12 protein-coding genes are annotated in these 23,121 nt (G+C 74.2%); 8 read left to right on the top strand and 4 right to left on the bottom strand.

From position 1 onward, the window contains the following. Positions 1–24: 24 nt before the first annotated feature. The gene (locus IE330_RS22495) at positions 25–11,031 is read left to right on the top strand and encodes a non-ribosomal peptide synthetase (protein ID WP_373314710.1); all 11,007 of its coding nucleotides are present in this window, start codon (positions 25–27) and stop codon (positions 11,029–11,031) included. Further along, positions 11,018–12,727, top strand: a complete 1,710-nt coding sequence (locus IE330_RS22490) for an ABC transporter ATP-binding protein (protein WP_190137896.1) — start codon at positions 11,018–11,020, stop codon at positions 12,725–12,727. The genes IE330_RS22495 and IE330_RS22490 overlap by 14 nt, the downstream gene beginning before the upstream one ends. Before the next feature lie 84 nt (positions 12,728–12,811). Here IE330_RS22490 and IE330_RS22485 read toward each other — a convergent pair whose 3' ends face one another. Then, positions 12,812–13,951, bottom strand: a complete 1,140-nt coding sequence (locus tag IE330_RS22485; protein WP_190137895.1) for an alpha/beta hydrolase-fold protein — start codon at positions 13,949–13,951, stop codon at positions 12,812–12,814. A gap of 272 nt (positions 13,952–14,223) precedes the next feature. On the opposite strand from IE330_RS22485, the gene IE330_RS22480 reads away from it, so the two are divergent. From IE330_RS22480 to IE330_RS22470, 3 genes are all read left to right on the top strand, one after another. Then, entirely contained in the window at positions 14,224–14,436 is a 213-nt protein-coding gene (locus IE330_RS22480) for an MbtH family protein (RefSeq protein ID WP_190137894.1), read from the top strand. A gap of 173 nt (positions 14,437–14,609) precedes the next feature. Then, positions 14,610–15,143, top strand: a complete 534-nt coding sequence (locus tag IE330_RS22475) for a GNAT family N-acetyltransferase (protein ID WP_373314709.1) — start codon at positions 14,610–14,612, stop codon at positions 15,141–15,143. A 195-nt stretch (positions 15,144–15,338) separates the two neighbouring features. Beyond that, positions 15,339–16,160: a DUF1963 domain-containing protein gene (locus IE330_RS22470; RefSeq protein ID WP_190137893.1), complete on the top strand. Its 822-nt coding sequence runs from the start codon at positions 15,339–15,341 to the stop codon at positions 16,158–16,160. A gap of 35 nt (positions 16,161–16,195) precedes the next feature. Here the strand turns inward: IE330_RS22470 and argB are convergent, their stop codons facing one another. After that, the gene (argB, locus tag IE330_RS22465; protein WP_268257319.1) at positions 16,196–17,080 is read right to left on the bottom strand and encodes an acetylglutamate kinase; all 885 of its coding nucleotides are present in this window, start codon (positions 17,078–17,080) and stop codon (positions 16,196–16,198) included. A 320-nt stretch (positions 17,081–17,400) separates the two neighbouring features. On the opposite strand from argB, the gene IE330_RS22460 reads away from it, so the two are divergent. Beyond that, entirely contained in the window at positions 17,401–18,750 is a 1,350-nt protein-coding gene (locus IE330_RS22460) for a lysine N(6)-hydroxylase/L-ornithine N(5)-oxygenase family protein (protein ID WP_373314708.1), read from the top strand. Positions 18,751–18,824: 74 nt separating this feature from the next. On the opposite strand, the gene IE330_RS22455 is transcribed toward IE330_RS22460, so the two are convergent. Then, complete coding sequence (locus tag IE330_RS22455) at positions 18,825–19,571, bottom strand: leucine-rich repeat domain-containing protein (RefSeq protein WP_373314707.1); 747 nt, start codon at positions 19,569–19,571, stop codon at positions 18,825–18,827. A gap of 273 nt (positions 19,572–19,844) precedes the next feature. Between IE330_RS22455 and IE330_RS22450 the strand changes: the two genes are divergently transcribed. Together IE330_RS22450 and IE330_RS22445 are read left to right on the top strand one after the other, a co-directional pair. After that, positions 19,845–20,513 carry a CGNR zinc finger domain-containing protein gene (locus IE330_RS22450; protein WP_190137892.1) on the top strand — a complete coding sequence of 223 codons (669 nt, stop codon included), beginning with the start codon at positions 19,845–19,847 and terminating at the stop codon, positions 20,511–20,513. A gap of 131 nt (positions 20,514–20,644) precedes the next feature. After that, entirely contained in the window at positions 20,645–21,145 is a 501-nt protein-coding gene (locus IE330_RS22445; protein ID WP_190137891.1) for a hypothetical protein, read from the top strand. A 79-nt stretch (positions 21,146–21,224) separates the two neighbouring features. On the opposite strand, the gene IE330_RS22440 is transcribed toward IE330_RS22445, so the two are convergent. Continuing rightward, positions 21,225–23,121, bottom strand: a 1,897-nt coding sequence (locus tag IE330_RS22440; RefSeq protein ID WP_190137890.1) for an N-acetylmuramoyl-L-alanine amidase, incomplete at its 5' end; no start/stop codon positions are given.

Below are 23,121 nucleotides of genomic sequence, written 5' to 3'. Positions count from 1 at the left end.
TTGGAAGGAAACGCTGAGTCTTCGATGAACGCTGAGTCTTCGACGATGGAACCGGGCGCTCGTCGCGTACTGCTCCCCGCCACGGGGCCGGCCGACATACGCCGGCGCACGGGCGACCACTCCGACAGGACCATCGCCGAAGCGTGCGCCGTCGGGCTCGCGTACTGGGCGACGGGCGCGAGCCCCGACGGCCTGGACCTCACCCCGGACACCCTGTTCGCGGACGTCCTCGGCTGGGTCGACAACGGCGGCCGCGCGCCCGCGGGCTGGGAGGTCGGCGCGGACGGCCGGAGCATCGCCGTGCCCGACGGCGTCGCGCCGGAAGAGGCCCAGCGCGCCCTGGACGACCTGGCCGACTTCCCGGACCGGCCGCTCGGCACCATCAGCCCCGTCGGCGCGGCGGAACGGCTCGTGACCCTCGCCCAGTGGAACGACACCCACGCCGAGCGGGTCCGCCCGACCCTCGTGGAGATGTTCCTGCAGCAGGCGCGCAGCAGGCCCGACGCCGTCGCCGTCGTCGACGAACACCGCTCCCTGACCTACCGTCAGGCCGCCGAGCTCTCCAGCCAGCTCGCCCACCACCTGATCGAGCGCGGCCTCGGTTCCGAGCAGGTCGTCGGCATCTCGCTGGGCCGCTCCGCCGAGATGGTGATCGGCCTGCTCGGCGTCCTCCGGGCGGGCGGCGCCTTCGTGCCGCTCGACCCGCAGTGGCCCGCCGCGCGCCGGGCCGTCGTCATCGACGACGCCCGCGTCGTGCTCCAGCTCAACACCACCGGCGAGCACGGCCCGGGCGAGCCCGACGCCGTCCCCGTCGACCTCGGCGCCTGGGCGTACGGCTCCCACCCCACCGACGGCACCGGGATCACCCCGGCCGGCGACGCCCTCGCCTACGTCATCTTCACCTCCGGGTCGACCGGACGCCCCAAGGGCGCGATGATCCGCCACGCGGCCATCAGCGAACGCCTGCTGTGGCAGGTGCACGAGATCCTCGGCTTCGGGCACGACGACGCCTCGCTGTTCAAGGCGCCGCTGTCCTTCGACATCTCCATCAACGAGATCTTCCTGCCGCTGGTCTCCGGCGGCAGGCTCGTCGTCCTGCGGCCCGGCGGCGAACGCGACCCGCACCACCTCCTCGGCGTCATCGCCGAGCAGCGCGTCACCTTCACCTACCTCGTCTCGTCCATGCTGGACGTCCTCCTGGAGATGGCGGGCGACTCCGGCCGCCTGGACAGCCTGCGGCACGTGTGGTGCGGCGGCGAGGTGCTCACCCCCGAGCTCTACGAGCGCTTCCGCACCAAGCTCGACATCCCGATGTACCACGGCTACGGCCCCGCCGAGACGACCATCGGCGTCTCGCACGTCATCTACCGGGGCGCCGCCGAACGCCTGTCGACGTCGATCGGCAAGGCCAACCCCAACACCCAGCTCTACGTCCTCGACGACGAGCTGCGCCCGGTCCCGGTCGGCGTCGGCGGCGAACTGTACGTGGGCGGCTTCCTCCTGGGGCGCGGCTACGTCAACGCCCCCGGCCTGACCGCCTCCCGGTTCGTGGCGAATCCTTTCGCCGACGACGGCTCCCGGCTGTACCGCACCGGCGACCTCGCCCGGTTCGCCCCGGACGGCTCCCTGGACTTCCTCGGCCGCGCCGACAACCAGATCAAGATCCGCGGCATGCGCCTGGAGATCGAGGACGTCGAGGCGGGCCTCGCCGAGCACCCCGCGGTACGGCACACCTGCGTCGTCGCGAAGAAGAACGCCGCGGGCGGCACCTACCTGGTGGGCTACGTCATCCCGGCCGCCGGCAGCGAGGACCTGCGCGCCGACGACGTCAAGGCGTGGGCCACCGCGCACATGGTGGAGTACATGGTGCCCGCCCACGTCGTCGTGATGGCGGAGTTCCCCCTCACCGCGAACGGCAAGCTCGACCGCAGGGCCCTGCCCGAGCCCGTGCTCGACACCGGCGCGTTCCAGCCTCCCGCCACCGAGAACGAGCGCCTGGTGTGCGCGGCCGTCGCGGGGCTCCTCCAACTCGACGGGGTCGGCGTCGACCAGGACTTCTTCCAGCTCGGCGGCGACAGCATCCTGGCGATCTCGCTGCTCAGCGCCCTGCGCGACGTGGGCCTGTACGTCACGGCCCGGCAGATCTTCACCCACAGCGTCCTCGGGGCCCTGGCGGCGGTGGCGAGCCGCGAGGACGTCACGGCCGTCGACCACGCCGACACCGCGACCGGCCCCGTCGCCGGGTCGCCGATCGTGCAGTGGCTCGGCGAGACCACGGACGCCGTCGACGGCTTCGTGCAGTCGGTGGTCCTCAACACCCCGGCGGAGCTGACCGCCGAGGCCCTGGACACCGTCCTCAGCGCCCTCGTCGAGCGGCACGACATGCTCCGCGCCGAGCTGGTGCGCGGCGAGCGCTGGAGCTTCCACATCCCCGCGGCGGACGGCGCCGCCGTCGGCTGGCAGGAGAGCGACCTGCCGCTGGAGGAGTGCGTCGCCCTCGCCACCGAGGGCCTCGACCCGGACCGCGGCGTCATGCTGCGCGCCGTCTGGCGCCGCGCGGACCGCCAGCTCGTCCTGGTCGCCCACCACGTGGTCGTCGACGGCGTGTCCTGGCGCGTCCTGATGGAGGACCTGGCCACGGCCTGGCGGCAGCTCGCCGCGGGCGGGCCCGTCGACCTGCCCGCCGTCGGCACGTCGTTCCGGCGCTGGACGCAGTTGCTCGAACGGGCCGCGGCGGACGCCGACGCCACGTACTACCGGCAGCCGCTGCCGGGAGCCGACGCACCCCTCGGCCGGCGCGCGCTCGACCCGGCCGACACCGTCGCCCGGGAGCGGATACGCACCGTCGCGGCCGGCCCCGAGGTCACCGCAGCGCTCCTCGGCGACCTGCCCGCCAAGTTCCACGCGGGCGTCAACGACGTGTTCCTCACCGCGCTCGCCGTCACCCTCGCCCGCTGGCGCCGCGACCTCGGGCAGGACCAGACGTTCGCGCACATCGAACTGGAGGGCCACGGCCGCGAGGCCCAGTTCGTCGCGGGCAGCGCGGGCTTCGAGCCGGAGCTGTCGCGAACCGTGGGCTGGTTCACCACCCTGTTCCCGGTCACCGTCGACCCGGGCGCGGCCACGGACCTGACCGACCCCGCCTACCTGGCCGCCGCCCTCAAGGCCGTCAAGGAAGACCTTGCGCGGGTGCCGGACAACGGCATCTCGTACGGCGCCCTGCGCTACCTCGGCGGCGTCCAGTTCGACGCCCCCGCCCCGCAGGTCCTCTTCAACTACCTGGGCCGCTTCGACGCGGGCGCCCCGGGGGACTGGCAGCTCGCCACCACCACCGGGCAGCTCGGCGAGAAGCGCGACCCCAGGATGCGCCTGCCCCGGGCCCTGGAGTTCAACGCGATCGCCGAACCCGCCGCGAGCGGCGCGTACGACCTGGTCACCACCGTCTCCTGGCCCGAGGGGATGTTCACCGACGAGGACATCACCACCCTCGGCCGCTACTACCAGGAGGCCCTGGCCGGCCTCGCCGCGCTGGAGCACGGCGGCCACACCCCCAGCGACTTCCCCCTGGTGCAGCTCACCCAGGCCGACGTCGACGCGCTGGACGGCCCCGCGCTGCGCGACGTCCTGCCGCTGACGCCGCTCCAGGAGGGCCTGTACTTCCACTCCGTCTTCGACGACGACGCGGCCGGCTCCTACGTCGAGCAGCAACTCCTCACCCTGGAGGGCGAGGTGGACGCCGACCGGCTCGCCGCCGCGGCCACCCGCCTGCTCGCGCTCTTCCCGAACCTGGCCGCCCGCTTCGTCGCCCTCGCCGACGGCCGCGTCGTCTCCGTCCTGGAGAGCGGAGTGGAGGCGCCCTTCACCACCCTCGACCGCCCCGGCATCACCGACGCCGAGATCCGCGCGTACGCCGAGCGGGACCGCCGCGCCGGCTTCGACCTGGCCACCGGGCCGCTGATGCGCTGCACGCTGATCCGCGCGGGCGCCGGACGCACCGTCCTCGTGCAGACCGTGCACCACATCATCGCCGACGGCTGGTCGGTGCCGCCGATGCTGCGTGCGCTCCTGGCCGAGTACCACGCGCCGGGTACGGTGTACGCGCTCGGCGGCTTCCCCGACTACGTGCGCTGGCTCGCCGAGCGCGACGACGAGGAGAGCGACCGCGTCTGGCGCGCGGAACTCGCCGACCTGCCCGGCGCCTCCCTGGTCGCCGAGGGCCACACCCCCTCCGACCGGTTCGCCGACCTCGCCCTGGAGCCCGCCGAGGACGTCGACGCCGCCGCCCGGGCCGCCGGCGTGCCGCTCAGCGTCGCCGTGCACAGCGCCTGGGCGGTGACGCTCGGCGGCCTCCTGCACGGCCAGGACGTGGTGTTCGGCTCCACGGTCTCCGGGCGCGACGCGGACGTGCCCGGCATCGAGGACATGGTGGGCCTGTTCATCAACACCATCCCCGTACGGGCCCGCTGGGACGCCGCCACCACCGCGCGCGACCTGCTCGCCGCCGTGCGCGCGCACCAGAGCGCCGTCCTGCCGCACCAGCACGTCTCCCTGGCCCGGATCGCCCGCCAGGCCGGCTCCGGCTCCCTCTTCGACACCCTGGTGGTGTTCGACGTCGCCACCGACGTGACCGCCCTGCGCAGGCCCGGCGACACGCTCGTCGTCTCCGACCTCGTCAACGAGGGCGCCCCGCACTACCCGCTGACGCTCGTGGTCGAGCGCGCCCTCGACGGCCGCCCCCGCTTCAACCTGATCTACGACGGCGAACTGCTGCGCGAGGACGGCGCCCGGACGATCCTGCACGCCTTCACCCGGGCCCTCACCGGCCTGCTCACCCGGCCCGACACCCTGGTCACCGACCTGGCGCCCACGGCCGCCGAGCGCCCCGCGCCGGTCGCGCGGACCACGCTGGCCGGCCTGTTCGACGCCGCCGCCGAGCGCGACCCGGACGCCACCGCCGTCACCCAGTGCGCCCTCGACGGCACCACCCGCTCCCTGACCTACGGCGAACTGGCCGACGCCAAGAACGAGCTCGCCGCCACCCTGCGCGCCGCCGGCGTCGCGCCCGGCGAGCGCGTCGCCGTCGCCGTGCCCCGCTCCCTGGAGCAGGTCGTCGCACTCGTCGCGATCGTCAGCGCGGGCGGCGCGTACGTACCGCTCGACCTGGCCTACCCCGACGAGCGCCTGGAGTACGTCCTCGCCGACGCCGCGCCCCAGGTCGTCCTCGTCGACCGCGACCACCGGGACCGCTTCACCGGGCTCCTGGCCCGCGCCGGGGTCCCCGCCCGCGTGCTCGTCCAGGGCGAGGAGCCGCCGCGCACCGACGAGCGGCCGCCGTCGCCCGCCCGGGCCGACTGGCACGACCCCGCGTACGTGATCTACACGTCCGGCTCGACCGGCCGCCCCAAGGGCGTCGTCGTCCCGCACTCCAGCGTGGTCACGCTGCTCGCCCACACCCGGCCCGCCATGGACTTCGGCCCCGACGACGTGTGGGTGCAGTTCCACTCCTACTCCTTCGACTTCGCCGTCTGGGAGCTGTGGGGCGCCCTGGCGCACGGCGCCGAGCTGCTGGTGCCGGAGTACGCCCTGACCCGCTCGCCGGTCGACTTCCACCGGCTCGTCCGCGAGCGCGGCGTGACCGTGCTCAACCAGACCCCGTCGGCCTTCTACCAGTTCATCGAGGCCGACCGGCACGCCGGGGAGCCCGTCACCGCCCTGCGCCGGATCGTCTTCGGCGGCGAGGCCCTGGACCTCGGACGGCTGCGCCCCTGGGTCGAACGGCACGGCACCGCCGCGCCCGAGCTGGTCAACATGTACGGCATCACCGAGACCACCGTCCACGTCACCCACCGGGTGCTGACCGACGAGGACTTCGCCCGCGGCGACGACGCCAGCCCCATCGGCGGCCCGATCCCCGGCCTGGTCACGTACCTGCTCGACGACCGGCTCCGGCCGGTGCCGCCCGGCCGCGTCGGCGCCATCTACGTCGCCGGCGACCAGGTCGCGCTCGGCTACCTGGGCCGCGCGGGCCTCACCGCGGGCCGGTTCGTGGCCGACCCGTTCGCCGCCGACGGCTCCCGCATGTACCACACCGGGGACCTGGCCCGCCGCACCCTCGGCGGCGAGCTGGAGTTCGCCGGCCGCGCCGACGACCAGGTCCAGCTCAAGGGGTTCCGCATCGAGCTCGGCGAGGTGGAGGCCGCGGTCCGGGACCTCGACGGCGTCGTCGACGTCGCCGTCACCGTGGCGGACAGCGGCGACCACCTGGTCGCCCACGTCGTCGGCCGGATGCCCGGCGACTTCGCGGCCCGGCTGGCGGAGAGGCTGCCCGTGCACATGGTGCCGAGCCGCGTCCTGGAGACCGACGCGCTGCCCTTGACGGTCAACGGCAAGCTGGACCGTAAGGCCCTGGTGCAGCGTGCCGCGCAGATCTCGGGCCCCGAAGGGGGCGCGGGGAACGGTGCGACCAGCCCCCACCCGCCCGCGGGTGCGGTACCGAGCGGCCAGCAGGGCGAAGCGGCACTCGCCGCGCTCGTCGGCGTCTTCGCCGAGACCCTGCCCGGCGCCGCCGTGGACGCCGACACCGACTTCTTCGCCGCCGGAGGCGACAGCATCGTCGCCATCACGCTCATCAACCGGGCCCGCGCGCTCGGCCTGACGATCGCGCCCAAGGACGTGTTCCTGCACCGGACGCCGCGCGCGCTCGCCGAGCACATCGGCGCCCGGACACCGCGGGCCGCGGTCCCCACGGCCGCCCGCCGCGAGGACGGCCCGCTCACCCCCACGCCGATCATGCTGCGCCAGCGCGACCTCGGCGGCTCCCTGGCCCGGTTCGCCCAGGCCCGGACGCTCACCGCGCCCGAGGGCACCGCCTTCGCCGACGTCGAGCGCGCCGCGCGCGCCGTCGTCGCCGCGCACCCGGCCCTGCGGCTGCGGCTGCGCGTCGAGCACGGCGTCTGGGCGCCGTTCGTCGAGCCCGCCCGCGAGGTCACCGTCGACCGCACGGACGAGACCGACCCGACGGCCGTGGCGAACGCCGCCGCCGGACGCCTCGACCCCGAGTCCGGCCACGTCGTCGCCTTCGCCTGGCTGGAGGCGAGCCGGACCCTGGTGGTCACCGCGCACCACCTCGCCGTCGACGCGGTGTCCTGGCTGGTCGTCCTGGACGACCTGGCCACCGCCCTGAGCGGGGCGGCCCTGCCGCCGCCCACCACGTCCTACGCCGAGTACGCCGAGGCACTGGCACTCCGGTCCACCCAGGCGGTCGACGACCTCGGCCACTGGATCACCACCCTCCAGGCGCCCACGCCGCTGCCCCCGGCCGAGGGGCTGCGCGAGACCACGGTCGTCCTCGCGCCCGACGTGAGCGACCGCGTCACGCGGACCGCGCCCGCCGCCCTCGGCATCGGCCTCACCGAGCTGCTGTGCGGCGCGCTGCGCGCCGCCCTGACCCGGATCCAGGCCGCGCCCACCGACCTCGCGGTCGACCTGGAGCGCCACGGCCGTGTCCCGGTGCTCGAACACCACGACTACACCCGCACGGTCGGCTGGTTCACCGCCATCGCCCCCGTGCGGCTGAACCCGCACACCGACCCCGTCGCGGCGGCCCGTGAGGTCGCCGAGCGCCAGCCCGACGAGCACGGCCACGTCGCCTACGGCCGGCTCCGTTACCTCAACCCGCAGACGGCCCCGCTGCTCACCGCCCGACCCCAGGTGCTCTTCAACTACCTGGGCCGCGGCGACGAGTCCGAGGCGCTGCTGATCACCGGCGGCGACCAGGGCAGCCCGTACGCCGTCGAGGTCAACGCCTGGACCGACGTGGCCACCGGCGCCCTGCACGCGGCCTTCACCCTCGCCGAGGGCGTCCCCGACGCCCTCACCCGGCACTGGCTTGACGCCCTGGAGCAGGTCGCGGAGGCCGCCGCGACGGCCGAGCGCACCGCGCCGGTCACCCCCCTCCAGCGCGGCCTGTTCTTCCAGGCCCAGATGGCGGGCGCGGCCGGCCACTACGTCGCGCAGAGCTACTTCGGCTTCGACCGGCGCCTGGACACCGACGCGCTCGCCGAGGCGATGGCGTACGTGATCGCCCGCCACCCCGTCGTGGGCGCGGGCTTCGCCACCGACGACGACGGCAACCCCGTCCAGGTCCTCGCGGCGGGCCGCCGCGTGGCGGTGCGTACGGTCGAGCTGACGACGGACGCCGAGGTCGACGCGTTGCGCGCCCGCGACCGCGACACGGGCTTCGACCCGGGCGAGCCGCCACTGATCCGGCTCACCGTGGTGCGGCTGCCCGAAGGACGCGACGGCCTGCTGCTCAGCTACCACCTGCTGCTGTGGGACGGCTGGTCCCGCGAGATCGTGCTGCGCGACCTGTTCGACGCCTACGAGGCCGTCCTCGCGGGCCGGCCGCTGGACGCGACCCCGGCGACGCCGAGCTTCGAGGACCACGCCCGCGCGCTCGCCGCCAAGGACCCGGCGGTGTCGGAGCGCTTCTGGGCCGAGCACCTGGCGGGCCTGTCGGGACCGACGCTGCTCGCCGGTCCCGCGCCGGACCTCTCCGACGAACTGCCGCGGGCGCTCGTGCACACGCTGAGTGCCGACCAGTCCGACCTGCTGCGGAACGCGGCCAAGGCGCACGGCGTCACGCTGAACTCCGTGCTCACCGGAGCGTTCGGCCTGCTCCTGGGCGCCCGCACCGGCCGCGCCGACGCCGTGTTCGGCGTGACCGTCTCCGGCCGCGACGGCGAGGGCCTGGCGGACGTCGTCGGTGTCCTGCTCAACACCGTGCCCCTGTGGACCCGGGCCCGGCCCGGCGACACGGTCCGGGAGTACCTGGAGGCCGTGCAGGTCGCCCGCGTCGAGGCCATGGACCACGAGCACCTGGGCCTCGGCGAGATCCAGCGCGCCAGCGGCCACGACACCCTCTTCGACAACCTGTTCGTGCTCCAGAACTTCCTGGACATGGACGCGTTCGCCGCGATGAACTCCCGGCACGGCATCACCTCGGTGAAGGCCGACGACTCCACGCACTACCCCTTCACCTGGGTCGTCACCCCGGGCGAGCGGCTCACGGTGAAGCTGGAGCACCGCGACGGCGACACCGCGGGCGCCCGCCGCCTCCTCGACGACTACGTCCGCGTGCTGGAGGACCTCGCCCGCGCGACCGGCCCGGTGGGCGCGCTGCCCGGCCTGGGCGACGCGCCCCGGCCCGCCGCGCGCACGGACATCGGCACGGACACCGTCGTCGACCGCTTCGACCGGGCCGCCGACCGCGACCCCCAGCGGGTGGCGCTCGTCGCGCACGGCGCCACCATGACCTTCGCCGAACTGCGGGACCGCAGCCGCGCGGTGGCGGGCGTGCTCGCCGGGCGCGGCATCGGCCCCGAGACGGCCGTGGGGCTCGCGATCCCGCGCTCCCTGGACTCGATCGTGGCGCTGTTCGCGGTGCTGCGCGTCGGCGCCGCGTACGTGCCCCTGGAGCTGGACCACCCCGACGAGCGGATCGCCGCGATCGTCGCGGACGCCCGCCCGCGGGTGGTCCTCACCGTGAGCGCCGTGACACCGCGCCTGACCGGTGACCTGTTCGCGGCCCGGGGCCTGATCGGCGCCGGGGACCTCATCGAGCTGGACCGCCCGCTGCCCGACGCCGAGCCGTACACGACGTTCGCGCCGGACGACCCGGACCGGCTGCGCCACCCCGCGTACACGATCTACACCTCCGGCTCGACCGGGAAGCCCAAGGGCGTGGTGACCGAGTACGCCGGTCTCACCAACATGCTGATCAACCACCAGCGCCGCATCTTCGAACCGGTCCTCGCCGAGCACGGCCACCGCACCTTCAGGATCGCCCACACCGTGTCGTTCGCGTTCGACATGTCGTGGGAGGAGCTGCTGTGGCTCGCCGACGGCCACGAGGTGCACATCTGCGACGAGGAGCTGCGCCGCGACGCTCCCGGCCTGGTCGCCTACTGCCTGGAGCACGGGATCGACGTCGTCAACGTCACCCCGACGTACGCCCAGCAGTTGGTGGCCGAGGGCCTCCTCGACCACCCCGAGCAGCGCCCGGCCCTGGTGCTCCTCGGCGGCGAGGCCGTCACGCCGACGCTGTGGCGGCGGCTCGCCGACACCGAGGGCACGGTCGGCTACAACCTGTACGGGCCCACGGAGTACACCATCAACACCCTCGGCGTCGGCACCTTCGAGTGCCAGGACCCGGTGGTGGGCGTGGCCATCGACAACACCGACGTGTACGTCCTCGACCCGTGGCTGCGGCCGCTGCCGGACGGCGTCCCCGGCGAGCTGTACGTGGCGGGCGTCGGCATCGCCCGCGGCTACCTCGGACAGCCCGCGCAGAGCGCCCACCGGTTCGTGGCGTGCCCGTTCGGCTCGCCCGGCGAGCGCATGTACCGCACCGGCGACCTGGTGGTCCGGCGGCCCGACGGCAACCTGATGTACCTGGGCCGCACCGACCAGCAGGTCAAGATCCGCGGCCACCGGGTCGAGCTGGGCGAGGTGGAGGCCGCGTTCGCCGCCCACCCGGCGGTGCGGTTCGCCGCCGCGGTCGCGCAGCCCGACCCGCAGGTCGACGGCGCGTACCGGCTCGCCGCCTACCTCGTCCTCGACGGCGCCGACCTCGCGGCGGTCGCCGCCGAGGTGGGCGCCGGACTGCCGGACTTCCTGCGCCCGACGCACTACGCCGAGGTCGACAGCATCCCGCTGACCGTGAACGGGAAGGCCGACACCAAGGCGCTCCCGGAGGCGAAGCCGCTGGGCGCGCTGACCACGGCGGGGGAGCGCGGCCCGGAGACCGAGACCGAGACCGTGGTGTGCGAGTACTTCGCCGAAGCACTCGACCTGGATGATGACGAGGTGAGCGCGGTGAGCGACTTCGTCGCCCTCGGCGGGCACTCGATGCTGGCGGTACGCCTCATCGGGCTGCTCCGCCGCGAGTTCGGCCCCGTGATCACCATCCGCGACCTGTTCACCCTGCGAACCCCCGAAGCGATTGCCGGCCACCTCGATGACCACTCCTGACACGCCCGACACGCAGCGGCCCCGCCCGGGGGCCGACATCCTGCGGACCGCACTGCGCCGCAACGTGGGCGCCATGGCCTGGGGCACCGTCCTCATGGGCCTCTACCAGGCCGGGGAGACGGCCTTCCCGATCGCGCTCGGCCTGATCGTGGAGCACACGATGCGGGACCGCAGCCTGGGCGCGCTCGGCCTGTCGATCGCCGCGCTCGCCGTGATCATCACGACCGTGTCGCTGTCGTGGCGGTTCGGCATGCGCATCCTGCAGAAGGCCAACACGACCGAGGCGCACCGCTGGCGGGTCGAGGTCGCCGGCTGCGGCCTGCAGCCCGTGGCCCGGGACGTCGACCTCAAGTCCGGCGAGGTGCTCACCATCGCCACCGAGGACGCCGACCAGACCGCCGACATCATCGAGGTGGTGCCGCTGCTCATCAGCTCCCTGGTCGCGGTGGTCGTCGCGGCGGTCGCGCTCGGCCTGGCCGACCTCCGGCTCGGCCTGCTGGTGATCGTGGGCACCGTCGGGATCCTGTCGGTCCTGAGCGTGATGTCCAAGCGGATCGGCTCCAGCACCCGGGAGCAGCAGGCCCGGGTGGCCCGCGCGGGCGCGAAGGTCGCCGACCTCATCACCGGCCTGCGCCCGCTGCACGGCTTCGGCGGCAACCACGCGGCGTTCACCTCCTACCGCGGCGTCAGCACCGAGGCGAAGCGCCAGGCGATCACCGTCGCCCGGGTGAACGGCGTCTACGCGGGCACCGCCCTGGCGCTCAACGCGGTCCTCGCCGCCGCCGTGTCCATCACGGCGGGGTGGCTGGCCTTCGAGGGCAGCATCACCGTGGGCGAGCTCGTGATGGCCGTGGGCCTCGCGCAGTTCATCATGGAACCGCTGAAGATGTTCTCGGAGATGCCCAAGTACGTGATGATCGCGCGGGCGTCGGCCGAGCGGATGGCGCTCGTCCTCAACGCCCCGCCGGTGACGGTCCCCGGCCCGGGGCGCCCGGCGCCGGGCGGCGACCTGGAGCTCGACTGCGTCCGCTACGGGGCCCTGCGCAAGGTGAAGTTCCAGGTGGCCGCCGGCGAGTTCGTCGCCGTCGCCCCCTACCAGCCGCGGGCCGCCGCCGACCTCGCCGCCGTCCTGGCCGCCAAGGTCCCGCCCCACGCGTACGACGGGGCGGTACGGATCAGCGGCCAGGAGCTCGCCGAGCTGTCGACGGCGGCGGTCCGCGAGCACATGCTGGTCAACCCGTACGACGGGGAGATCTTCGCGGGCACCCTGCGGACGAACATCGACCCCTCGGGCACCAGCCGGAGCGTCGAGGCGGCCGTGGAGGCGTCCATGCTGACCGACGTCGTCGCCCTGCACCCCGAGGGCCTCGACTACGGCGTCCGCGACCGGGGCGCGAACCTCTCCGGCGGCCAGCGCCAACGGCTGTCCCTGGCCCGCGCCCTGGCCGCCGACACGGACGTCCTGGTGCTGCACGACCCGACGACGGCCGTGGACGCGGTCACCGAGCAGCTCATCGCCCGCAACGTCGCGAAGCTGCGCCGGGGCCGCACCACCGTCGTCATCACCAGCAGCCCGGCCCTCCTGGACGCGGCCGACCGCGTCCTGGTCCTGGACGACGGAGTCGTCACCGCCGAGGACACCCACCGCAACCTGCTCGCCACCAACGAGGAGTACTGCCTGGCCGTGGCCCGGTGAGCTGAGCGCGTACGACAGTGGGCCGTGTCCCGTCCGCAGTACAGCGGACGGGACACGGCCCACCGGCGTCCGTGCCCGGAGCCGTCAGCCGAGCGCCCAGGCGACGTCCCGGAGCAGGGCGTGCCGCCAGCCCGCGCGGTCGTGGCCGGAGGGCGAGCGCGAGACCCGCACGGTCGCCCCGGCCTGCCGGGTCAGGGCCTCGGTCAGCTCGCAGTGCGGCAGCATCCGCGTCTCGTGCTCCCCGACGTCGAACGCGACGCGCAGCCCCGAGAGGTCGGGGAGACCGGGCCGCTCCCGCAGGCGCGCGGCGACCGCCCCGCCCACCGGGCCGCCCAACGGGTCGCCCGCGCGCGGCGCGTCGGGCGTCCACCAGAACGACCCCGACTGGCAGGCGACGCGGGACACCAGCTCCGGGAACTCCAGTGCCGCGTACAGCGCGCTCAGCCCGCCCAGGCTCTGCCCGGCGACCACGAGACGCTCGGCGTCGGCGGGCACGCCGGTGTCGGCCACCAGCGGCAGCAGCTCGTCGCGGACCGCCTCCCACAGCTCGGGGCGGCACGTGAACTCGGCCTCCCTGTCCTTGGCCGGCAGGAACACGAGCGTGACCGGGGGCATGTCCCCGGCGGCGACGGCCGAGTCGAACGCGGTCACGGCCGGGTGCAGATACAGCCAGTCGTCCCCGTCGAGCAGGAGCACGACCGGTCCGCCGCCGCCCGCCGGGTGCACGCGCACGGTGCGCCGCCCGCCGAGCCGTGCGCTGTTCCAGCGCACCCGGGTCTTCGGCAGGGGCAGGACGTCGTCGGCGCCGACCACGGGCCAGTGCGGCTGCGCCGGGGCGTCCGGGGTCGCGGCCATGGACCGGTCGAGGCCCGCGCCGGCCGGGTTGCACGGGTCGGCGTGGTCGGTGCCGTCCACGCGGAACTGGTACGTCACCCGCAGCCGCGCGGGCGTGCGCACGGTGGCGTACCAGCAGTCGCCGTCGCCCCAGCGGCGCAGCGGCACCGGCTCCGACCAGCTCTCGAAGTGCACGGTCGCGGCGGCGGTACCGCGCCACAGGAACAGCGTCAGCCAGCCGCCCCCGTCGGCCGGGACCGAAGCGGGGGCCCCGGCGGCGGCCCAGAACTCCTCGGTGCCAGGCTCGCCGGGCAGTCCGAACTCCGCGAAGGGAGCGTCCGCTTCGGCCGGGCGGCCGGGAGCGGGGCCGGTCGTGGCCGGCTCGCGCATGTGCGTCTCCTTGTCAGGGGGAAGCCCGTCACAGGTTGTCAGAAGCCCTGCGGGGCTTGTCAGGGGGAGGGGAGGAAGAGAGAAGCTGGGGGAGGCAAGGTCACGGGAGGCAAGCTTGTGGGAGGGCGGGGAAAAATATTAGGCTCATCGATGATTAGGCGAGCCTAACCTAAGGCGAGCTTGCCCTTCCATCCCCGACATCTGTCGGCGATCCCGAATCCACTGTTCCGGCACGGCGGTCGTGGCCGCGCGCGCCCGAGGAGGCACCGAGCATGAGCACCAACCCGTTCGACGACAGCGAAGGCCGCTTCCTGGTCCTGGTGAACGACGAGGGCCAGCACTCGCTGTGGCCGACGTTCGCCGAGGTGCCCGGGGGCTGGACCGTCGCCTTCGGCGAGGACAGCCGGGACGCGTGCCTGGAGTACGTGGAGACCCACTGGACCGACCTGCGCCCGAAGTCCCTCGTGGCCTCCATGGACGCCTGAGCCCCGCCGCGCTCGACGGCCCCGGGACGACCGCCGGTTGGGGCGGATGACACAGTGGTGGTCCGGGGGCGTGCACCACGCCGGTCTTCGGTCAGGCCGGCCCTACTTCCACGTCTCGCCGGACGACACGGCGACGAGCCGTCCTCCGACCGTGGAACCGAGGAAGGAAAGCCTTGATCACGGCTACGCCGCGCCCTGTCGCGTACGCGCGCCCGCACCCGCACACACCCTCCGCGCCGACCCTGTTCGTGCGTACCGCCCGCCGGGAGGACGCCGCCGCGCTCGCCGCCCTGTCCCAGCCCTTCGTGCGCACCGGGGCCCTGCGGGAGCGGCCCCTGTCGCTCTACGCCGCCCAGGCGGCCGACTTCCTCGTCGTGGAGGACCGCGACGGCACGTTCGGCGGCTGCGTGGGCCTGCGGGCGTACCCGGCCGCCGAGGCGGCGGACCGCGCCCCCGCGGGCGTGGTGTACAACTTCTGCGTCGCCGGGCACCGCCAGGGCGGCGGCGTGGGGGCCGGGCTGCTGCGCGCGGTCCTCGCCAGGGCACGGACCCAGGGACTCGGCTCGCTGTTCACGGCGACGACCGGCGGCGGCGGACTGTTCCTGCGCTACGGCTTCGCGCCCGTGGCCCCCGGTCTCGCCCCCGCGGCCTGGGCGACCTCCCTGGACCCGCGACGCAACGCGCAGGTCCTCATGCGCATCGTGTGACCACGGCCCCACGCCGCACGCCACCGCCGACCACCCTCCGGCACACCCGGCGAGCGGCGGGTCCGCGCCCCGACGAGCACCTTCCTTCGCCCGGGCGGGGCAGAGCCGACGGCGGTCAGTAGCGCCAAATCGCCTTGTCACCCATTGATTTGAGCCCTGCCGCCGCCCGTCCGTGAGGCCCGTTAGGGTGGCCCGGTGACCGACGCGAGCATCGACAGAGTGAACCGCTTCCGGGCCGAGGCGGCGTCCCAGGGGCTGCCGGCGGAGGAGGTGGAGGAATGGATACGTGTCGCGCGTCCGGCGGTGTACGTGGCGGAGGGCGGCAACGGTCCCCTCGCGGCCCGGGTCGGCGGCGACCCCGAGCTGCCGCACGGCGTGCCGCGGCCGTCCGAACCCTTCGTGGCCTCCGTCGACCTCGCGGCTCTCCCACCGGGCGGCGCCGGCCTCCCGCTCCCCGCCGACGGCCGTCTGCTGCTGTTCTCCGGCACCGATGTGGACGGCATCGGGAGACAGGTGTCCGACGCGGTGCTGTACGTCCCCGCCGGGACCCCGACCACCCCGACCCCTCTCGCGCACAGCCGGCGCGAGCCGTACCAGGCGCGTGAGCTGCGCACGGTGTGGCACCAGCCGAGCGCGCAGATGCCGGAGAGCTTCGCCCTCGACAGATGGGGCGACATCCCGGAGGACGAGCAGTTCGAACTCGCCGACGAACTCAGCGACGCCTGGGCACGCGTGGGCGGTCACCGCCCTCCCTGGACCTTGCAGATCGGCGGCCACCCGGCCTCGCCCCAGAACGACCCCGTCCACGACGCCCGTGGCCCCGAGGAGACCGGCCCCTCCGACCACCGTGGTACGGCCCAGGGAGAGGATGCCGACGACTGGGCTCTCCTGGCCACCTGGAGATGCGGCGACGACGTCACGGAACTGGACTCCGGCGTGGCCCACTGGGTGGTGCGCCGCCGGGACGTGGCGGCCGGGCGCTTCGACCGGGTCCACCTCTACGTCGAGATGGCCTGACCGCCAGGAGCCGGTCGGTCTCTGCCGGGTGGCGGTCAGACGCCGGGCTCCGCGTGCCGTGGAGCGGTGTCGGGTACCACCGTCGTGCCCGGGCTGGTCTTCCCGAAGACGCTGCGCAGTACCGCGTGCGGCACGCGGCCGTCGATGACGTGTGCCGTGCCCACGCCGCCGCGCACGGCCCGCAGGCAGCCCTCCATCTTGGGCAGCATCCCGCTGGCCAGGTCGGGCAGCAGGTCGTCCAGGGCGCCGGCCGTCAGGCGCGGTATCACCTCGGTGCTGTGCGGCCAGTTCGCGTACAGGCCTTCCACGTCGGTGAGCACCACCAGGCGTTCGGCGCCGAGGGCGACGGCGAGGGCCGAGGCGGCGAGATCCGCGTTGACGTTGTAGACCTGCCCGTCCTCGCCGCGCGCCACGGGGGAGACGACGGGGATGTGCCCCCGCTCCAGGAGCGTGCGCACCATGCCGGGGTCCACGTCGACGACGTCCCCGACCAGGCCGATGTCCACCGGGCGGCCGTCCACCCAGGCCGGCCGGCGCACGGCCGTCATGGTGTGGGCGTCCTCGCCGGTCATGCCGACGGCGAAGGGGCCGTGGGCGTTGATGTGGCCGACCAGCTCCCGCTGCACGCGGCCCGTCAGCACCATGCGTACGACGTCCATGGTCTCCGGCGTCGTCACGCGCAGGCCCGCCTCGAACCGGGTCTCCAGGTCGAGGCGTTCGAGCATCGCGCTGATCTGCGGCCCGCCGCCGTGCACCACGACCGGGCGCAGTCCCGCCCGCCACATCTCCACGACGTCCTCGGCGAACGTCCGCTGGAGGTCCGCGTCCACCATGGCGTGACCGCCGAACTTGACGACGACCGCGCCCTCCTGGAGCCGTCGCGCCGCCGGAGGCTGGTCGGGTTCGCCGGCTTCCTCGATCCCGGCGGGAGTTCCGCTCGCGAGGAATCCCCGGGCAGCGGTCGCGCTCACGGAGCCACTCCATTCATGGGCAGGCCCACCCTCTCGGGTGGGCCGAAGGCAACAGTCGTGCCGGCCGCCGGGCCCGTGGGCGAACGCTCCCCCCGGCCCGCGGCCTCAAGATTCACTTAGATTAGCCTAGCCTAAGTCCGCTTCGGGGTGCGCGGTTGCGGAGGTCCGGCGTCCGGTGGGCGCCCGCCCGCATATGATTGCCCCTCAGGCGTTGCAAGGTGAGGCTTACCTTACCTACCATGTGCCTGCTTAGGGAGGCGATGAAGCGGGTGAACGCAGTGAAGAGCGGTCCGGACACAAGGGAAACGCAGGGGGAGACGGGCGTGATCTACGACGTCCTGGGGATCGGATTCGGGCCCTCGAACCTGGCTCTGGCGATCGCGGTCCACGAACACAACGAACGGGCCGACGAGAGCGACCGGATACGCGCCGGTTTCCTGGAGAAGCAGCCGGCGTTCGGCTGGCACCGGGGCATGCTCATCGACGACGCGACGATGCAGGTGTCCTTCCTCAAGGACCTGGTCACGATGCGCGACCCGAAGAGCGCCTTCAGCTTCCTGTGCTACCTCCAGGAGCGTGACAGGCTGGTCGACTTCCTCAACCAGAAGACGCTGTTCCCGCTCAGGGTCGAGTTCCACGACTACCTGGAGTGGGCCGCGCAGGGCGTCTCCGACCTCGTCGAGTACTCCGCCGAAGTCGTCGCCGTCCGCCCGGTCACGGAGGACGGCGAGGTCACCTGCTTCGACGTGGTCAGCCGCGACCCCGCGGACCCGGACCGCACCGTGGTGCGCCGCGCCCGCGCCATCTGCGTGGCCACCGGCCTGGAGCCGCACCTGCCGCCCGGCACCGTCAGTTCCGCGCGGGTCTTCCACAACAGCGAACTGATCCCGCGCGTGGCCGCGCTCAAGGACGCCGGGACGCCGGTGCGGCGCGCGGTCGTCCTCGGTGCCGGGCAGAGCGCCGCCGAGTGCGTGGACTACCTGCACCGCCACTTCCCGGACGCCGAGATCTGCTCCGTGTTCGCCAAGTACGGGTACACCCCCGCCGACGACAGCCCCTTCGCCAACCGCATCTTCGACCCCGAGGCCGTGGACCTGTTCCACCGCGCGCCCCGCGAGGTGAAGCAGTCGCTGTTCGACTACCACCGCTCCACCAACTACTCCGTCGTGGACATCGACCTCATCGAGTCGCTCTCCAGGACCATGTACCAGGAGAAGGTGCGAGGGCAGCAGCGCCTGCGCATGCTGAACGTCTCCCGCATCCGCGACATCGACGTACGCGCCGACCGCCTCGACATCGGCGTGGAGTTCCTGCCCACCGGCGAGCGCGAGACGCTCACCTCCGACCTGCTCGTCCACGCGACCGGCTACCGGCCGCGCGGCATCGGCGAACGCCTGGGCGAGATCGACAAGCTGTGCCTGCGCGACGACGAGGACGAACTGGTCGTCTCCCGCGACCACCGCGTGGCCACCGACCCCCACGTCTCCGCCGCCATCTACCTCCAGGGCGGCACCGAGCACACGCACGGCCTGACGTCGACGCTGCTGTCCAACACGGCGGTGCGCGCGGGTGAGATACGCGACTCGCTCCTCGCCCGCCGGCCGGCCCGCGCCGCCTGACCGGCGTACGCCACCACGGCCCCGGCGCTCCGTGCGGCCCGCCGCCCGGAGCGCCACCGGCGGGCGCCGGCCCCTCAGTACAGCACCACGCAGCCCCGGCCGCGCAGGGCCGCGACCGTGGCCTCGCCGTCCCGCAGGTCGTTCCAGCGCAGGTCCAGCTTCTCCAGCGACGGCAGCTCGGCGAGCCAGGCGGGCAGGTCGCGCAGCCGGTTGGACCGCAGGTCGAGGCGGCGCAGCGCGGGCAGCCCGCGCAGCGCCTCCGGCACCGCCGCGAACGCGTTCTCGCGCAGCTCCAGTTCGCGCAAGGAGCCCAGCAGTCGTACGCCCTCGGGCAGGGCGGCGAGGTCGTTGCCGCGCAGCCACAGCTCCCGCAGCGAGCGCAGTGAGCCGAGCGACGCGGGCAGCGCGGTGAGCCGGTTGTGCTGGGCGCGCAGCTCGACGAGGCCCGCCATGGCGCCGAGGCTCTCCGGCAGGGCGGTGAGCCGGTTCTCGCCGACGTTCAGGTAGGCGAGCCGTGTCAGCCGGCCCAGTTCCTCGGGCAGGGATGTCAGGCGGTTGTCGTGGAGGTACAGGAAGTCGCCGAGCGCGGTGAGGTCGCCGAGCTCCGGCGGCACGGACGTGAGCCGGTTGTGGCCGAGGTCCAGGGTGCGCAGCGAGGTCAGCGTCCCGATGCGGGCGGGCAGCCGCGTCAGCGCATTGTCGGGCAGCAGCAGCACGTCGAGGCCGGGGTGGCGCCACACCTCGTCCGGCACCGCGTCCAGCCCCGCCCGCCAGTAGTTCAGTACGGCCCCGCCGATCACCGGCACCCCTCCCCGGAGCACCGTTCACCGGGGCTCCTCTCCTGAGCACCGTTCACCGGGCTCCTCGCCACAGCGCCGGACCCCGGCACCCCTGTCTGGAACGCCGGTCACCGGCACCCCGCCCCGCAGCGCCGCACACGGCACCCTTCTCCGGAGCACCGGTCACCGGCGGCCCGCAGCCCCGGTCACGGCACCCTTCCCGGGAGCCCCGGTCAGGCACCCCGGAGGGCAGCCCTCCGCACCGCGGAACGAGCAGCGCCCCGCTCACGAGCCGCCAGAACCTATCATCTGCTCATGCCTCCCGCGTCCAGCCCGCCCCCGGCCCCCGTCCCGGCGCACGCGGCGGCGTCCACCCGGCTCGTCCTCGGTCTCGTCGCGACCGTCCGCCACGACGGGTACGGCGGTGTCGCCGACGACCTCGACACGCCGGAGGGCCTGACCGCCTGGGTGCGCGACCACGCCGGCCTGCTGCCCGAGGCCCTGGCCGGGCGCCGCTACCGCGCCGACGACGCCGCGCTGAGCCGCGTACGGTCGCTGCGCCTGGCTCTCCGTACGCTCTGCGCCCACGCGGTGCGCCCCGGCGAGCCGAGCCCGGCGGACGCCCGGCGGCTGCTGCCCCTGGCCGAGGCCGTCACCCGGCTGAACGAGGCCGCGGCCAGGGTGCCCGTCGTGCCCGTGCTGAGCTGGCGGCCCGGCTCAGGGCCCGCCGTACGCGACGAGCCCGCGCCGGGTGCCGGGCCCGCCGCGCCGGACCGGTCCGCGGACCTGCTCGACGCGGCCCTGGCGCGGGCCGCGCTCGCCTTCGTCGCCGGGCCCGACCGGGAGCGGCTGCGCGCCTGCCACGCGCCGCGCTGCGTGCGCTACTTCCTCAAGGAGCACCCGCGCCAGGAGTGGTGCAAGCCGTCCTGCGGCAACCGGGCCCGCGTGGCCCGGCACCTCGCGCGCGGCCGCGAGCGGGTCTGACCCGGACCGGGGGCCCGCCCCCGCCCGGGGCGCGCGGGGCCGCGCACGCCCCCGGTGACCACCACGGCCACCGGTTTCCCCGCCGCCGCCCCCGCGCCGGAAACGGCACCGCGGGCACGTACCATGGCCGCATGTCCTTCCTCCGCCGCCGCAGCTCCGCCACGCCCGCAGGGCCGGACTTCGATGTCCTGGCCATGGATCCGGGGGACTGGCCCGGCAACCTCGGTGCCGGTCTGCTGCCCGCCCCCGACGGCAGTTGCCAGGGCGTCTTCCTGCGCTACGACCTGTTCGGCGGCCGCGGTCCCGCGATGATCATCGGCAATCTGCCGGAGGGCTCCCCGGCCCGCGAGCTCGCCGAGGGGGAGGCGCCCTTCGAGGTGGCCCAGCTCCTGCTCGCGCTGGAGAACGAGGAGGAGGTCACCGTCGTCGCCTCCGAGGACGTGCCGGTGATGCAGGGCGACAACCTCCTCATCGTGCGCCGGCTGCGCCTGTCGGAGAGCCGCATCTCCTGCGTGCAGTTCGACCGCAGCGACAACGTCCTGGTGACCATCGCGGCCTGGGACCGCCCCATCACCGACGACCTGTACGCGCTCCTCAAGCCGCTGCCCGCCGAGCTGTTCCAGCAGGGCTGACCCACCGCTCCCCGACGCCGGGCCCATACCCCACGCGGGGTCCGGGCCCGGCACCGTTGTCAAAGGCCGCACAGTGGCCTCAGGAGCCGGACGGCACCACGCGCACGTCGGCGGCGCGGACGAACGCCACCCGGTGACCGAACTGGATCTGGTAGTACATGTCCTTGCCACGCACCACGCGGTGCGGCTCCAGGTCGAACGTCGGCGCGTAGAAGTACTCGCCGGGCAGCTCGGCGCCGATCGCGTACTTCTGCCCCGCGAGCAGCTTGTACGGCAGCGGCGAGACGGACTGCACCGGGACCTCCGGCGGGTACGCCTCCTTCTCCGGGTAGGCGCGGCCGTACACCGGCACCTCGCTCACGCCGTCCTTCGGCGTCACCGTCAGGCCGCGCGCGTCGACGGCCGTGGGCTGCTTCGGCGGGTTCTTGAACCAGGCCTTCTGGCCGAGGTACCACACGGCCGTCCAGTCGCCCCTGCGCTCGGCGACCGCGTACTGCTGGCCGGTCGACAGGCGCGAGCCCATGTCGTTCACGTCGATCGTGGACGGCTCGCCGCCCGGGCGCAGCCCGATGTCCTTGATGAGCGGCGCGTCCTCGCTGGGCGCGCTGTACACGCGCACCGCGCTCGACCCGTGCGGCGTGCACGTCTCGCCCGGCTTGGCGCAGCCGGTGAACACCGGCCTGTTCCGCTCGAACTTCGGTGCCACCGTCACCAGGCCGCCCTTCGGCCCCGCCGTGCGGTGGAACGGCTTGCCGAGCAGCGTGAAGTAGTGCTGCCAGTCCCAGTAAGGACCCGGGTCGGTGTGCATGCCGCGGATGGTGGCGGCCGTGGTGCCCGGGACGGTGTCGTGGCCCAGGATGTGCTGCCGGTCCAACGGGATGCCGTACCGCTTGGCGAGGTACTTCACCAGGCGCGCCGACGAGCGGTACATCGCCTCCGTGTACCAGGTGTCGGGCGCCGTCAGGAAGCCCTCGTGCTCCAGGCCGACGGACTTGGCGTTCACGTACCAGTTGCCCGCGTGCCAGCCGACGTCCTTGGTCCGCACGTGCTGGGCGACGTGGCCGTCGGAGGAGCGCAGGGTGTAGTGCCAGGACACGTACGTGGGGTCCTGGACCATCTTGAGGACGCCCTCCCAGCGGCCCTCGGTGTCGTGCACCACGATGTACTCGATGTCCTGGGACGCGGGCCGGTCGGCCTTGTCGTGGTTGCCGTAGTCGTTGTCGCCGAACTCCTCGTACGGGGCCGGGATCCACTCGCACGCCAGGGACGTGGGGCAGTCCGTCTCGGCCTTGGCGGCCCGGCGCAGGCCCATGCGCTCGACCTGGGCCGTGTCCGGCTTCAGCCCGGGCCGGGCGGCGAGCGCCACGCGCTGCCCGGCGTCGGTCGTGCGCCGCTGGCCGTCGCGGATGACCGCGAACACCTCGTTGGCGTACGCGGCGGCACTCGCCTGCTCGTCGGCGCCGGAGAAGGCCGCGACCGCGCCGTACCAGTCGGCCGGGTCGTCGGTGAGGGGCTCGCCGAGGCGCCGTTGCGCGGCGGCGAGCAGGGCCGCGCCGCCGCGGACGTTCGCCGCGGCGTCCCGCCGGAGCCGGTCCTCGGAGATGCCGCTGACCCGGGCGGCCTGCTTCAAGGTCTTGAGCCGGGCAGGGACTTCGGAGTCCGCGGGCACGTGGCGCGGCTTCAGCGGCGGACGGGAGGTGTCGCCGCGCGGGTCCTCGTCGCCCTCGCTGTGGTGCGGGGCCGTGGCGAGCGCGGTGCGGGCGTCGGTCAGGTGCATGGGGCCGTAGCCGCCGGTGACACTCGGGGCGCCGCCGTGCGCGTCCCACCGGGACTGCAGGTAGGAGACGCCGAGCAGCACGCTCTGCGGTACGTCGTACGCGGTGGCGGCGGACGCGAACGCGCGCTGGAGCGCGTCCCGCCCGGCGGTCCCGGCCGCGGCCGCGGCCGCGGCGGCGCCGAGGAGCTGCGCGAGGTCC

The sequence above is a fragment of the Streptomyces longispororuber genome, from assembly GCF_014656095.1.
Lineage (GTDB): Bacteria > Actinomycetota > Actinomycetes > Streptomycetales > Streptomycetaceae > Streptomyces > Streptomyces longispororuber.
This window is presented reverse-complemented; position numbering and strand designations above follow the sequence as displayed.